This window comes from Aestuariibius insulae, assembly GCF_040783535.2.
Classification (GTDB): domain Bacteria; phylum Pseudomonadota; class Alphaproteobacteria; order Rhodobacterales; family Rhodobacteraceae; genus Aestuariibius; species Aestuariibius insulae.
In genome coordinates this window covers 141,014-153,515 of record NZ_JBFONW020000003.1, presented here as the reverse complement: position 1 = coordinate 153,515, position 12,502 = coordinate 141,014, and the positions used below count along the sequence as shown (strand labels likewise).

Annotated in this window: 13 protein-coding genes, 1 tRNA gene and 1 pseudogene; 8 read left to right on the top strand and 7 right to left on the bottom strand. The window is 58.0% G+C overall.

Annotated features, from left to right (window positions below):
- Positions 1 to 88: 88 nt before the first annotated feature.
- Positions 89 to 289 (top strand): hypothetical protein, encoded by a 201-nt coding sequence (locus AAD018_RS09775; protein ID WP_412005239.1) that lies wholly within the window; start codon positions 89 to 91, stop codon positions 287 to 289.
- Positions 290 to 428: 139 nt separating this feature from the next.
- On the opposite strand, the pseudogene AAD018_RS09770 reads toward AAD018_RS09775, so the two are convergent.
- From AAD018_RS09770 to AAD018_RS09760, 3 genes and pseudogenes are all read right to left on the bottom strand, one after another.
- Positions 429 to 1,277, bottom strand: a pseudogene (locus AAD018_RS09770) (IS1595 family transposase).
- 1,718 nt (positions 1,278 to 2,995) lie between these two features.
- Positions 2,996 to 3,082, bottom strand: a tRNA-Leu gene (locus tag AAD018_RS09765).
- Positions 3,083 to 3,300: 218 nt separating this feature from the next.
- Positions 3,301 to 3,846 carry a tetratricopeptide repeat protein gene (locus tag AAD018_RS09760; RefSeq protein ID WP_367316264.1) on the bottom strand — a complete coding sequence of 182 codons (546 nt, stop codon included), beginning with the start codon at positions 3,844 to 3,846 and terminating at the stop codon, positions 3,301 to 3,303.
- A gap of 90 nt (positions 3,847 to 3,936) precedes the next feature.
- Between AAD018_RS09760 and AAD018_RS09755 the strand changes: the two genes are divergently transcribed.
- The 3 genes from AAD018_RS09755 to AAD018_RS09745 all read left to right on the top strand — a co-directional run bounded on the left by AAD018_RS09755 (position 3,937) and on the right by AAD018_RS09745 (position 5,998).
- A complete protein-coding gene (locus tag AAD018_RS09755; RefSeq protein ID WP_367316265.1) occupies positions 3,937 to 4,674 on the top strand; it encodes a rhomboid family intramembrane serine protease in 738 nt (245 codons plus the stop codon).
- A 231-nt stretch (positions 4,675 to 4,905) separates the two neighbouring features.
- Positions 4,906 to 5,253, top strand: coding sequence for a GFA family protein (locus AAD018_RS09750; protein WP_367316266.1), 348 nt, complete (start codon positions 4,906 to 4,908; stop codon positions 5,251 to 5,253).
- Positions 5,254 to 5,359: 106 nt separating this feature from the next.
- Positions 5,360 to 5,998 (top strand): hypothetical protein, encoded by a 639-nt coding sequence (locus tag AAD018_RS09745; protein WP_367316267.1) that lies wholly within the window; start codon positions 5,360 to 5,362, stop codon positions 5,996 to 5,998.
- A gap of 33 nt (positions 5,999 to 6,031) precedes the next feature.
- On the opposite strand, the gene AAD018_RS09740 is transcribed toward AAD018_RS09745, so the two are convergent.
- Positions 6,032 to 6,820: an inositol monophosphatase family protein gene (locus tag AAD018_RS09740; RefSeq protein ID WP_367316268.1), complete on the bottom strand. Its 789-nt coding sequence runs from the start codon at positions 6,818 to 6,820 to the stop codon at positions 6,032 to 6,034.
- 133 nt (positions 6,821 to 6,953) lie between these two features.
- On the opposite strand from AAD018_RS09740, the gene AAD018_RS09735 reads away from it, so the two are divergent.
- From AAD018_RS09735 to ygfZ, 3 genes are read left to right on the top strand one after another with little or no spacing between them, the layout of a single operon-like run.
- Positions 6,954 to 7,622, top strand: a complete 669-nt coding sequence (locus tag AAD018_RS09735) for a tyrosine-protein phosphatase (RefSeq protein ID WP_367316269.1) — start codon at positions 6,954 to 6,956, stop codon at positions 7,620 to 7,622.
- Positions 7,619 to 9,385, top strand: a complete 1,767-nt coding sequence (locus tag AAD018_RS09730; protein ID WP_367316270.1) for an ABC transporter ATP-binding protein — start codon at positions 7,619 to 7,621, stop codon at positions 9,383 to 9,385. Before AAD018_RS09735 ends, AAD018_RS09730 begins: the two co-directional genes overlap by 4 nt.
- A complete protein-coding gene (gene ygfZ / locus AAD018_RS09725) occupies positions 9,382 to 10,122 on the top strand; it encodes a CAF17-like 4Fe-4S cluster assembly/insertion protein YgfZ (protein WP_367316271.1) in 741 nt (246 codons plus the stop codon). Before AAD018_RS09730 ends, ygfZ begins: the two co-directional genes overlap by 4 nt.
- A gap of 88 nt (positions 10,123 to 10,210) precedes the next feature.
- Here ygfZ and AAD018_RS09720 read toward each other — a convergent pair whose 3' ends face one another.
- Together AAD018_RS09720 and efp are read right to left on the bottom strand one after the other, a co-directional pair.
- Positions 10,211 to 10,678: a GNAT family N-acetyltransferase gene (locus tag AAD018_RS09720; protein ID WP_367316272.1), complete on the bottom strand. Its 468-nt coding sequence runs from the start codon at positions 10,676 to 10,678 to the stop codon at positions 10,211 to 10,213.
- 31 nt (positions 10,679 to 10,709) lie between these two features.
- On the bottom strand, positions 10,710 to 11,273 hold the full coding sequence (efp, locus tag AAD018_RS09715; protein ID WP_367316273.1) for an elongation factor P: 564 nt from the start codon (positions 11,271 to 11,273) through the stop codon (positions 10,710 to 10,712).
- 225 nt (positions 11,274 to 11,498) lie between these two features.
- On the opposite strand from efp, the gene AAD018_RS09710 reads away from it, so the two are divergent.
- Positions 11,499 to 11,819 (top strand): DUF6280 family protein, encoded by a 321-nt coding sequence (locus AAD018_RS09710; protein WP_367316274.1) that lies wholly within the window; start codon positions 11,499 to 11,501, stop codon positions 11,817 to 11,819.
- A gap of 81 nt (positions 11,820 to 11,900) precedes the next feature.
- On the opposite strand, the gene AAD018_RS09705 is transcribed toward AAD018_RS09710, so the two are convergent.
- On the bottom strand, positions 11,901 to 12,470 hold the full coding sequence (locus AAD018_RS09705) for a cobalamin biosynthesis protein CobQ (protein ID WP_367316275.1): 570 nt from the start codon (positions 12,468 to 12,470) through the stop codon (positions 11,901 to 11,903).
- Positions 12,471 to 12,502: the final 32 nt, after the last annotated feature.

Genomic DNA, 12,502 nt, shown 5'->3' with positions numbered 1-12,502 from the left:
ACTTATGCGTAATTAACCTTAAGGATAATACCATCAATTCGATGTTGGCGCAAGGCAAAAGACTATTATATGCTAGAAAAACGGGCACATGAGCACCGTCTTTTTCGACTTCAATTTTGAGCATTTTTTTACCGCGCCGCTATGGTTACCAAGTGCATTTGCAATCCCGATGCCAGAGAGAGCCCTGCGGTCATTTTCAAAACATCGTACGGTATCTCGCCTGGTCCAATGCGAAGCGCCCGCGATGAATGGCTTCGTTGTCGTTCATTTAATCCCGCCGATCCGCTGAAGTAACGTCCGACTCGCTGCTTGGGACTGCGCGCGGGGCGACCGAGCCAACTATATTCTTTAATGCCGTTTCTATCGGGTCAAATTCGTCTTTCTTGCTGTCAATCATCGCTTAGCCTATCGCATGTCAACCACCTGTCTTACATGCGCTCGATTGTCATGCCGAGAGAGTCCATGGCTTCGATTAGTACCGTGTTGTGATGGAAGGAAAAATCTTTCACGTAGTGAGACAGATGTTCGGCGCGCATGTAATGGTAGATGCGGATGTAACTGCGCTTGAGCAGCGACCAGAAGCTATCGATGCCGTTGTTGTGCGCCACGTCGCGGACGTGCCCCCAGCGGAATGCTTGACGGTGATATGATGATAGCCCGCTGAAAATAAGCCGATGTAGCCGCAATGTATATCGATCACGACAAATGCGTCAGTGTTTTTGTTTTTGTTTTTGAGAAGAAAGCGAGCAAGCATTGCGCCCCGGTATTTTTCACCGTTATTACGCAAATCTCGACGTTTTAATCACGTGTTCCGACAATGGCTGTCTTGCTAACCGTACCACGGCCAGCTTTCAGCTTCTCTTAAAGTGATTGTTGTTCCCTTCGCCGCCTACGTAGGTTTCGTCAACTTAGACTTGACCGGCCGTGTGATCATTGCGGCCTTGAAGCCATGTTTCGCGAATCCGATGGGCTGGGAACCATGCGGTTCTCTGCGTTATAGGTAACTCACGCGCCATTTGAGTGCTGGGGATGCCTTTGCGAGCGCTGTTGAGGATGAAAATCGCCGGAAGTCATTTCCGCAAGGGGCGAGGCTGCCTTCGGCATTCGCGGAAATGGTAAAATATGGGTCGATGGTCTTTGCACTCGGTGGTGTTGGCCAAACCACAGTGACTATAGACGAGTTCATAACCTTAACGTTGCACTTCAATATATTTACGTGAAACATTTTTATCTTGGACCTCTTTGAAGAACTCAGAGGTGATAAGTGTTTCGGTTATTAGATCTAATTCCTAACTCTTGAATTAAACTGGCTAGCGCAGATGCCATGGCTAAAGTATATTTAGCTAGTTAGGTATATAGCCCCTCTCCCCAGATGTAAGCTGCGTTAGCTGCTACCAAAATTTCAAAGGACGGATTGGCTATGGCTATTGCCTTGCGGGCATCTGATGCGCTCCACGTCCTTTGGACAAGATCTCTCGGTTTCTGAGCTGCTCTTCCGGATCTCATAGTCAGGTTTCATGATGTTGTGCCGATGAGATAGACCACATCCAGCAGCCATCCGTAGAAAGCGGCGTGAAGTCGCAAGTTGTTGTCGACGTCGGACCATGCCCAGAGCGCGATTCGGCGATTTCGCATAGAGATTTAACGTTTAATAATATTATCATAGTACGCGGATCTTCCAGTGCGGTTAGCGTTTACACGAAGGACAGCTCACTTGGACGAACTTTATTGTAGGGGAATCTGAGCGAGTTTTCCTGAATGACATCGTTGAGCTTCATGATGGACGGCAATTTGTCACCGCCTCGTTTAGGCCACTCTTATATGTCTCAAACAATGACGCAGACTTGTCTTTAGAAATCTGGCTCGACTTCGAAGACATCATTCTTAGACTATGTCGAAGGCATTACTCTCAACAGCACTGTTGCAGCATACAATAACTGTGCCTCTGTCGTAGCGCAGCCAAACACGAAGGAATTTGGCGCGTCGATTGCGCTTCAAAAGTAGAAAGAATCGCATGCAACCTTGCGTCAGACAGCAGAGACGGTCGACCGCTGGTTGGCAGCCGACTGCCTGTAGCCGAGGACGACGGCATTCACCTCTCCGAAATAGATCAAGATTTCAGTGGTGCTTCGTTTCTCGAAAGTATCACATCGAGCCCCTGTGACGGTCATACAGGCTCGTCGTTTTGAGTAGTACTCTTCTCATAACCAACGCAAAATTTGCGGCGCAATCCGACATACCCGAACTTCCATTAAAGATCGTTCGAGTCTCACTTTCGCAGCCAAATTCCGGTAGCGGGAGGATTAATTGATGCTTCTGGCGCAGGCACCAGTGAATAAGATGACTTAAGCATGACCTCACACGCACCTATTGCCGAACGAAGGCTCTTCATAACAATGGCCATCTACGATGCTGCAATCGCCGACAGTGTTATCGGCGAGATGTTCGCGGAAACTGCCACAGATCATGCTGTACGTCTCGCTTCTTAGCTGTCCATCGTCTTTGGCGAGCCGCGTGATTACTTTAGCGATCGAGGCGATTTAAGTTTTGTCATGTATCAGCATATGAGTCTCAAGACTACCGAAGCGCAGCGCGCCCGGTAGCGCGGTTCAAGATGAACGCCGCGATCCAGCTATTCCCAAATGACCAGTATTCCTGAGCCATATACGCGCCTCGTTCATTCGATCATACAGAATGTGAGGAAGGTCTCCAACATCGAACCTGATAAGGACCGGCGCATGATCGCTCTTGTGGTGGGCGAGCCTTTGTTGCGACCCTTTGAGCGATCAAGGATCGGAGGCAAGCTGTCGATGATTGATGGCCTTACCGATAGAAGACTGCATTTCTCGTTACGAAGACCTTATTCAAGCATAGCCCGACTTATATAGCGCTAGCCCAAGGCATTGTTGTAGAATGAAAATTTATAACAGCGCAGGAGGTTCTATCTTCTGACTTCCCCTTCGAGAAAGCGCCCCCTTGCGCATTAAGAAGAGGATGGTGCGGACGGCGGGACTTGAACCCGCACGATCATACGATCGAGAGATTTTAAGTCTCTTGTGTCTACCGATTCCACCACGTCCGCGTCGATAACTTGATAGTTGCCATAAGGTTTTGGCTATGGCCACGATCATTTAAGCAACGAGATATTTTGTGCGCTCTGTCACAGGGCCATGCTATTCGCATTTCTATGTTTGACTACCGCATGAGCACCAAGCAATATACTGATATCTATCCCTTTTTCATATTTTTCATGCGTTGAAGTCGAGGCCCGCCGACCTACCCGATTGCGGCTCAAAGAGCCTAGAGCTCCCGCTCTTGATCGATTGTCTCTTGCAGAAGGCTGCGCTCGGGCAGCCAAGGATTGAGGTCCAGGGCGTCACGTAGAACGCCCTGTGCCTCGTCCGTGCGGCCCAGGCCCATCAAGGTCAGCGCCTTACCGGACCGGGCGGCGATGTGATCCGGAGAAAGCGTCAGAGCCTCGTCCAGATCAGTTAGTGCTCCTGCATAGTCTTGCCGAAGGAAGCGCGCGAAGGCACGCTGGTTCCAGCCCTCCGCATAGTCCGGGCAGTATTCCGTCAAAGCCGTCAGGATCGCCTCCGCACCCTCGAAATCGAACATCTCGCGGCGCTCCATCCCGCTGTCGAGCATATCTTGTGCCTGCTGGTCCGGAGCGGTGAGCCAGATCCTCCACAATTCCGAGGCGATCGGCGCGGCGGCGTCCTCTGTCGGAGCGACGCTGAGATGGGCGAGAAGCCTTGATCGAAGCTCGTTTTGGGGGTCATGCGGCGGGCAGTCGGCGAGGACGAGGCCGGGAATGGCGACGAGAAATAGGAGACATAGACGCATGGCGATAAGGATCGGTCATCCTTGCGCTGCGTCAAGAGGCCAGGGTCCATCCGCTTGACGCAATGAAGCGGAAAGGTCAGGTCTGGGGTTATGCTGCCGATCCGAGACCACAACCCGTCCCGTCAGACGCCGATCGTGACCTATGCGCTGATCGCGGCTAACGTTCTGATTTTCCTTAGTTATGCGGATGCCTTTGATGAACCGCGGCGGCTCGCTCAGATCTTCTGGGACTGGGGATTTGTCCCGGCTCGGTTGTCGGAAGGGGACGGCACTTTGGGGTTGGTTACGTCGATTTTTCTGCATGGCGGCTGGATGCATCTTGCGGGAAACATGCTGTTTCTCTGGATTTTCGGGGACAACCTCGAAGACGAGATGGGGTGCCTGCCCTACCTGATTTTCTATTTGGCCTGCGGGCTTGCCGCCTCGATCGCGCAGTATGTGACGGAGCCGCTGTCGCAGATTCCGATGGTCGGCGCATCGGGGGCGATTGCCGGTGTGATGGGCGGATACCTGCTTTTGTTTCCCAAGGCCAAAGTCGATATCCTGCTGATATTTATTGTCTTTTTTCGCATCATTCCGGTCCCGGCCTGGTTGATGCTGGCGTTGTGGTTCGGCTTTCAGGTACTGCGCGGCGTCATGGCGGACCCTTCCGTCGGAGGGGTTGCCTATTGGGCGCATGCGGGGGGGTTCGTGGTCGGTGCGATCTTTGCGGTCCCGGTCTGGCTCAAACTGGGAGGAGCGGGGTTTTGGCGAAGGACGCATGGGCATCCGCCTCATCCCGATGCCACCTATAGTCGGTCGTCGATACCGGTGATCCGGCGGCGCTAGGCTGCGAGTGGCGCGACTCACCTGTTAACGCTGGCTTTGGTGGCAAAACGAGCCTTCGGTATCCGGTCGGTAATACGTCGGTATCCCGTCGGTGGATTTTTCGCATGAAGCTTGGTTAAGGCACCGCGCGATAAACCGTTGCGCGGCAGATCGAAACAATACCAGATCTTAAAGCGGGATCGTTGAATGGTCGCCGTCGGAGCGGCACCGGCAATCAGAGGGAGGCGGAGGATGAAAGTGACATGCCATTGCGGCGCGGTCGAACTTCAGGTGAGCGTCGATCTTGAGCGCGCGCGGCCCCGGCGCTGCAACTGCTCGTTCTGCAAGCGGCGCGCGGCGGCGACCGTGTCGGTTCACGAGAGCGATCTGAGGATTGTGACGGGCGCGGATGTGCTGACACTGTATCAATGGAATACCGGCGTGGCGGAGCATTACTTCTGCTCGATCTGCGGGATCTACACGCATCATCGGCGAAGGTCGGACCCGACTGAGTTCGGCGTCAATCTTGGCGCTTTGGAGGGAGTTCAGCCGAGGGACTACGAACCTGTGAGTTGGGTGGACGGGTCGAGTTACAAATAGATCGGCGTTTTCATACAACACGTCAGAAAGGATTTATAAACATGTACTTGCGATAACCAGCCCTCAAGACCACGTCTATCGGATATTCAATTTGGGAGAAGTATAGATGATTTCTCGATTTTTGTTTTCGATTTGTTTTTTGGGACTGGTTGGATGTGCGGAACTGGATGGCTCGATGGAGTCGGGAGATCGGGCTCTGAGCGCCTTTGAGGTGTCGCAAGATCGTGTCTATCTTGCTGTACCCACGAGACATCAACTTGGATTTTACTCGATGTTCTTTCGTCCAGTAAATCAAGCCGGGCAGTTCCAAGGCTGCGGCGGTATCAGACGATGTGCCGGTACGGTCGCTTTCGGGTTCCCGATTGCAGCTGGAGAGCAGCAAATCTTTATAACTGGTCCGTCCGGTATTCAGTATCGCGTCATGTCGACATCTGCTGGAACATCCGGGCTTTATGCGTTTGCAGATGGCGTTCAGAGTTCGGGGATAAGCCAGAGCGATATCAGCCCAAGGACGAAAACGATGACGCTGAACCTGTCGCCCGGAACAGTCCATGTTATCGGCAATAATGCAGATGCATCGGCAGCAGAACTTGCAGAAGTGCAAAGCGCATTGCGAGGCCAGTATGGAGCGGCTGCCGCTTCCCTGACATATCGATCCGTTGAGGAGCGTCCGATCGTCTGCGAGCAACAAAGCGTCGCTTCTGAGATGCTTGTTGGCAGGCGGACGAATTGTCGATTGCAATAACTTGATAGTCCGGGGCGCTGTCTTGCGAGAAGTTCACGCGTTCCGGATTACCTTGGCGAATTGTTCGAAGATGCCGTCATTGGCGCAGATGACGGAGCCGTCTTCGAGGATGTTGCCGCGCGCGTCCATCGCCTCGGCGAAGGCGCCTGCTTCGCGGGCGATGACGATGCCGGCGGCGAGGTCCCAGGCGTTGAGGCCGCGCTCCCAGAAGCCGTCGTAGCGGCCGGCGGCCACATAGGCCATGTCGAGCGCGGCGGCGCCCCAGCGGCGGACGCCGGCGCAGGCGGGCAGAAGGCGGGCCATGTCCTGCAGCGAGGCGGGCAGGTGTTTGGACGGGCCGTAGGGCAGGCCCGTGGCGAAGACGCAATCGGCCATCTTCGTGCGGGCCGAGACGCGCAGGCGGCTTTCGTTCATATAGGCGCCCTGCCCTTTTTCGGCCCAGAACATCTCGTCCTTGGCGGGATCGTAGATCACGCCTGCGACCGGCTGGCCTTTGTGTTCGAGCGCGATGGAGATCGCCCAATGGGGCATTCCGTGCAGAAAGTTGGTCGTTCCGTCCAGCGGATCGACGATCCAGCGGCGGGTCGGATCCTCGCCGTGATGCTCCTCGCCTTCCTCGCCGAGAAAGCCGTAGGTCGGACGGGCCTCCATCAGCGCCTCGCGGATCAGCTGCTCGGCGGCGGTGTCGGCGCGGGAGACGAAATCGCCCGGCCCCTTGCGCGAGACCTGAAGCTGCTCGACCTCGGCGAAGTCCTTTACAAGTTGGCGGCCCGCGGCGCGGGCGGTCTTGATCATCACGTTGAGATTGGCGCTGCCGGACATATCGGGCCTCCTGTCAGGCGGGCGCTATAGGCGGGGCGGAGCCAAGGTGCAACGGGGGTCGCGCTTGCGGGGGGCGATCCGAGGCTCTACATCCAGCGATGTGATGAGCGAGCCAAGCCCCTCAAGATCCGTGATGGACCGCTACCGCGATCTGAGGCGGCGGATGCGCAAGATGACGCCCGAGGAATATGCGACCCCCGAGGGGCGCAAGCTGGCGGCGTGGCACGACAACCTGTTCGACCAGAAATACCTGCGGCACTGGTGGACGAATTTCTTCCCTGTCGCGGATGGCGTCTGGCGGTCGAACCATCCGACGCCCGCGCGGCTGCAACGCTATTACGATATGGGGATCCGCACGATCCTGAACCTGCGCGGGCAGGAAAGGCGCGGGCATTATCACGAGGAACGCGCGATCTGCGACCGTCTAGGGATCGAGATGGTGGATCTGAGGCTCTATGCCCGCCGGACCGCCAAACGCGAGGAATATCAGGAGTTGATTGCGCATCTGAAAACGCTGCCGAAGCCGCTGCTGATCCATTGCAAATCGGGTGCGGACCGGGCCGGGTTCGCCTCGGCCGTCTACCAGATGGTGATGGAGGGGCGGCCTGTGGCGGAGGCGCGCAAGCAACTGGGCGCGAAGTTCATTCATTTCCGCAAGACGGCTACCGGTGTGCTCGATCATATTCTGGATCTTTACGAAGAACGCGAGGCGGAGATGGGTTTTGAAGAGTGGATCGCGACGGTTTATGACCGCCATGCGATCCAGGCCTCGTTCGATGCCCTGCCGCGGTGGAAACGATGAGAGCGCCCAAGGGCACACCGACGGAGGAGCCGCGCACGCTGTTCCTGTGGCTGTGGAAGCGGTATCTGGCCAAGCACAAGTGGTGGCTGTTTCTCGCGATGGCGATGATGTCCGTCGAAGGCGCGATGGTCGGCGTTCTGGCCTATATGCTCAAGCCGACCTTCGATATCGCCTTTGCGGGCAGCGATATGAGCGCGCTGTGGGGCATCGCCTTTATCGTTTTCGGAACCTTTGTTCTGCGCGGGACGATGTCGGTCGGGCAGAAGTTGCTGGTCACGCGGATCAAGCAGCGCTCGGCGGCCGAGATCACGACCGGGCTGATGCGCCATTTGATGACGCTGGATGTGACCTTTCACCAGAACCATCCGCCGGGCTACCTGATCGAGCGGGTGCAGGGCGATGTGGGCGGCGTCAATTCGGTCTGGGGGGCGCTGATCTCGGGTGCCGGGCGCGACGTGGTGATGCTGTTTTCGCTGATGGGGGTCGCCTTTGCCATCAATCCGCAATGGATGCTGGTGGCGCTGGTCGGCGTGCCGATCCTCGTTCTGCCTGCCTATCTGGCGCAAAGCTATGTCCGCGATACGTCGCGCGAAGCGCGGGAGCTGTCGGGCAAGATGTCGCTGCGGCTCGACGAGGTGTTTCACGGGATCAACCCGGTCAAGCTGAATGCGCTGGAGGACTATCAGGGCGACCGCTACGAGCGGCTGATCCTGGAGCGCAACCGGGCGCAGATGAAGACCGCTTTCGGGCGAGCCCTGGTGCCCGGCATGGCCGATGTGATGGCCGGTGTGGGCTTTTTCGCGGTGCTGATCTTTTGCGGCAGCCAGATCATCAATGGGCAAGGGACGGCGGGCGATTTCGTCGCCTTCTTCTTTGCGATGGGTTCGGCCTTCGATCCGGTGCGGCGTCTGGCGGGGCTGGCGGGTCTCTGGCAATCGGCGGCGGCGGGGATCGAGCGGATCCGGGCGCTCTTCGATACGCATCCGACGCTGACGATCCCGGCGGCGCCCCGACCGGCCCCGCGCGAGGTGCCGCAGGTCCGGCTTGAGAATGTCGAGCTGGCCTATGAGGATCTGCCGGTTCTGAAAGGCGCCTCCTTCACCGCCGAGGCGGGCCAGACGACGGCTTTGGTCGGCGCTTCGGGCGCGGGCAAGTCGACCGTGTTCAACGTGCTGACGCGGCTGATCGAGCCGCGCGCGGGCCGGGTGAGCATCGCGGGCGTGCCCATCGAAGAGCTGGAGCTGGCCGAGCTGCGGAGCCTTTATTCGGTGGTCACGCAGGATGCGCTGCTTTTTGACGAGAGCGTGCGGGAGAACATCCTGCTCGGCCGCCGGGACGTTCCAGATGAAGCCTTGCAGGCGGCGCTGGAGGCGGCTCATGTCTCCGATTTCATCGGGCAGCTTTCGGACGGGCTCGATAGTCCGGTGGGGCCGCGCGGATCGAACCTGTCGGGCGGCCAGCGGCAGCGGGTCGCGATTGCAAGGGCGCTGCTGCGCGATACGCCGATCCTGCTGCTGGACGAGGCGACTTCGGCTTTGGATACGAAGTCCGAAGCGGTGGTGCAGGCCGCTTTGGAGAAGCTCAGCAAGGGCCGTACGACGCTGGTCATCGCGCACCGGCTCTCGACCGTGCGCGATGCGGACAAGATCGTGGTGATGGATCAGGGACGCGTGGCGGAGGAAGGTACGCATGATGCGCTGCTGGAGCGCGGCGGTCTTTACGCGGATCTTTACAATATGCAGTTCCGGGAGGCCGCGGAATGACCGTTCTGAAGATCTCGGGCAGCGATGCCGCGAAGTTTCTCAACGATTTGGTGACGAACGAGCTGGACGGGCTGACGAACGGGATGGTCTATGCGGCGCTTTTGACGCCTCAGGGGAAATACATCGCCGATTTCCTACTGTTCGAGCGGGAGGGCGCGATTCATCTTGATGTCGCCGAGGATCACGCGCCGGGGCTGGTGCAGCGGCTGACGATGTACCGGCTGCGCGCGGATGTGACGATAGAAGAGACGGAACTGGCCGTAGCGCGGGGGCTGGGCGACGTGCCGAACGGTGCCTTTACGGATCCACGGCACGAGGCTTTGGGCTGGCGCGGCTATGACCGGCAGCCTGGGCAGGATGTGGAGTGGGACCGGATCCGGGTGGAGCATGTGATCCCGAAGGCCGGGATCGAGCTGGGGCCCGAGACGTATATTCTCGAGGCGGGGTTTGAGCGGCTCAATGGCGTGGATTTCCGGAAGGGCTGTTTTGTCGGTCAGGAGATCGTGGCCCGGATGAAGCACAAGACCGACCTGCGCAAGGGATTGGTGCAGGTGGCGATCGACGGAAGAGCGGAAGCTGGGACGCCTATTTCGATGCCTGACGGGCGAGAGGCCGGAACGCTCCATACGCAGGCGGGAGAGAGGGCGATCGCATTCCTGCGGTTTGACCGGGCCAAGGCGGAGCTGAGCGCGGGGGACGCGCGGATCGTGCCGTTGATGGAGACCGCCGGGGGGTGAAAGATCCTTCTAGAAGGATCTTGAAGTCAAAATCTTCTAGAAGATTTTGGGATGCAGAATTTTCTAGAAAATTCTGGCTAGCGGGCGGCTAGAGGGTCGCAGACAGGCTGACGAGGAAGGGCTCGGCTCCTGCTTTGCGCAGAAGGGCGGCAGAGGCGTGGTTCGTCGCGATGTGGCTCGCTGTCCACCTGGAGTAACCTGCGGCGCGAAACCGGCGTTTCATTTCCTCCACGAGAGCTGTGGCGATCCCCTGCCCTTGTGCGGCTTCGACGACCGAGATCTGCTGCAGATAGCCGTGGATCGAGGCTTGGCCGAAGAACGTTTCTGCCTTCACGATCCGTTCGGCAATCAGATAGCCTCGTCCGGCCTCCTCCATCAGGACGAAGCCGTGCGGATCTTTCATGCTCTTCTGGAAATGGGTGTGCCAATTCTCGTCCGCTAGATCCGCGCGGTAGAGGTCGGGATATGCGGCCGAATGCAGATCCTGCACGGCTTTCGCAGCGGGCATGAGCGCTTCGATATCAGACGGTCCCGCGAGCCGAATCTGGTGAGACATCGCAGTTCAGGTCATCGGCGAGATCGGATCGTCACGCACGTTCGGAATATTCCATCGTTTCGGTATTCACGACAATCGCCTCGTCCTGACCCACGAAGGGCGGCACCATGACGCGCACGCCGTTGTCGAGCACGGCAGGCTTGAAGCTGTTGGCGGCGGTCTGGCCTTTGACGACCGGTTCGGTCTCGACGATCGTGCAGGTCACCTTTTGCGGCAGCGTCGCGTTCAGCGCTTCGCTTTCGTAATATTCGATCTGCACGATCATGCCGTCCTGCAGAAACGGGCGGCGGTCACCGAGGATGTCGGCGGGCAGCTCGATCTGGTCGAAGCTTTGCTGGTCCATGAAGACAAGCATTCCGTCGCTTTCATAGAGGAACTGTTGGTCCTTCTGTTCGAGCCGGACACGTTCGACCTTGTCGGCGGAGCGGAAGCGTTCGTTGAGCTTGGAGCCGTTGCGCAAGTTTTTCATCTCGACCTGGGCAAAGGCGCCGCCCTTGCCCGGTTTGACATGATCGACCTTCACGGCGGCCCAGAGCCCGCCATTATGCTCGAGCACATTGCCCGCGCGGATTTCGTTTCCGTTGATTTTGGGCATAGTAGGAGCCTCATGGCAGAATTGTGTCAGATGGTTGATGAAGTGTTAATCAGAGCTATATCTGGCTGATTGTGGTCGAACAAGTGCACCAGATCCGGTAGACCCCCGCTCCTTGCCATGCATATCGCGCATGGCTGCTATTCCTAATAAGGGACGCCGAATCGCGGAAATCAGGGCATAAGGGCTGCCACGTCAGAAGAAAAGATCAATAATGAAAGGACGGACATGACGGACTTTGTTGACGGCACCGCGTTCAACAACGAACAGGGCAACCGCGCACGCAAGCTTTTTGCAGCTGTCGTGCTGGCCGCTCTGGACGATGCCATCGCGGATGACAAGAAGTACGGAAACGGCCCCGAGCAGATTGCCCGTTGGGCGCGCTCGCGCGATGGCCGCGAAGTCCTGTCTTGCGCCGGGATCGATCCCAATGAGCGGGTCGTGCAGGGTCTTATGGATTTCGTCGGCAAGGGTGTGCGCACCTCTGTTGCGCTGTCGCGCGAAGAGAGCGAGCGCCGCCATGCAGCGGAGCAGGCCAAAGCCGCCTGATCCGGCATCATCACCGGTTAGAGAAGGCGCGGTCGAAAAGGGCGGCGCCTTTTTCTTTGGTCTGGTTCCGGGCCGGGTTCGTCAGAAGATGAAGCGCCAGATGCCGGAGGCCATAAGCTCCATCGCGAGCAGGACGATGGCTGTCACGCGGATCCAGAGCTGGCGGAAGCGGACGATGATCCAGGCGACCAGCGCTGTGGAAGCCAGCGCCTCGAGCGGGCCGATCCACCAGGCGCCCTGTCTGTTGTCCCAGTAGCTGACCGGGCTTTCGAAGATCCACATGGTCAGCGGCCAAAATTGCGGGCGCCCGTCATCGTGGTGGAGCGGAAAGTCGAGCGCGAGATGCAGCAGCGCCGCGCCGGTCAAGGCGATGGCCCAGCCGCTTTTGAGCCAGAGCGCCAGTGCAAAGGCGAGGCCCCATAGCAGGAAGCTGTTGTCGATGGCGAAGATGCGCATCCAGGCGTCGCTGTAGTAAAGCTCTCGAAAGACGATCTGCGGGTCGGTACCAAGGATGCCGAGGTGCCAGCCTACCATGATGTAAAGCGACAGGTCCGGGATCAGGCTGCCCGCGAAGGCCGCCAGCGCGATCTTGCCGTGATCGGGCTTGCCGAAGGCGGCCAGACCGAAGATCAGGTGAGCGGGCGTGTTCATCTTCGGTCTCTCCTTCTGCAAAGGGGACGCTA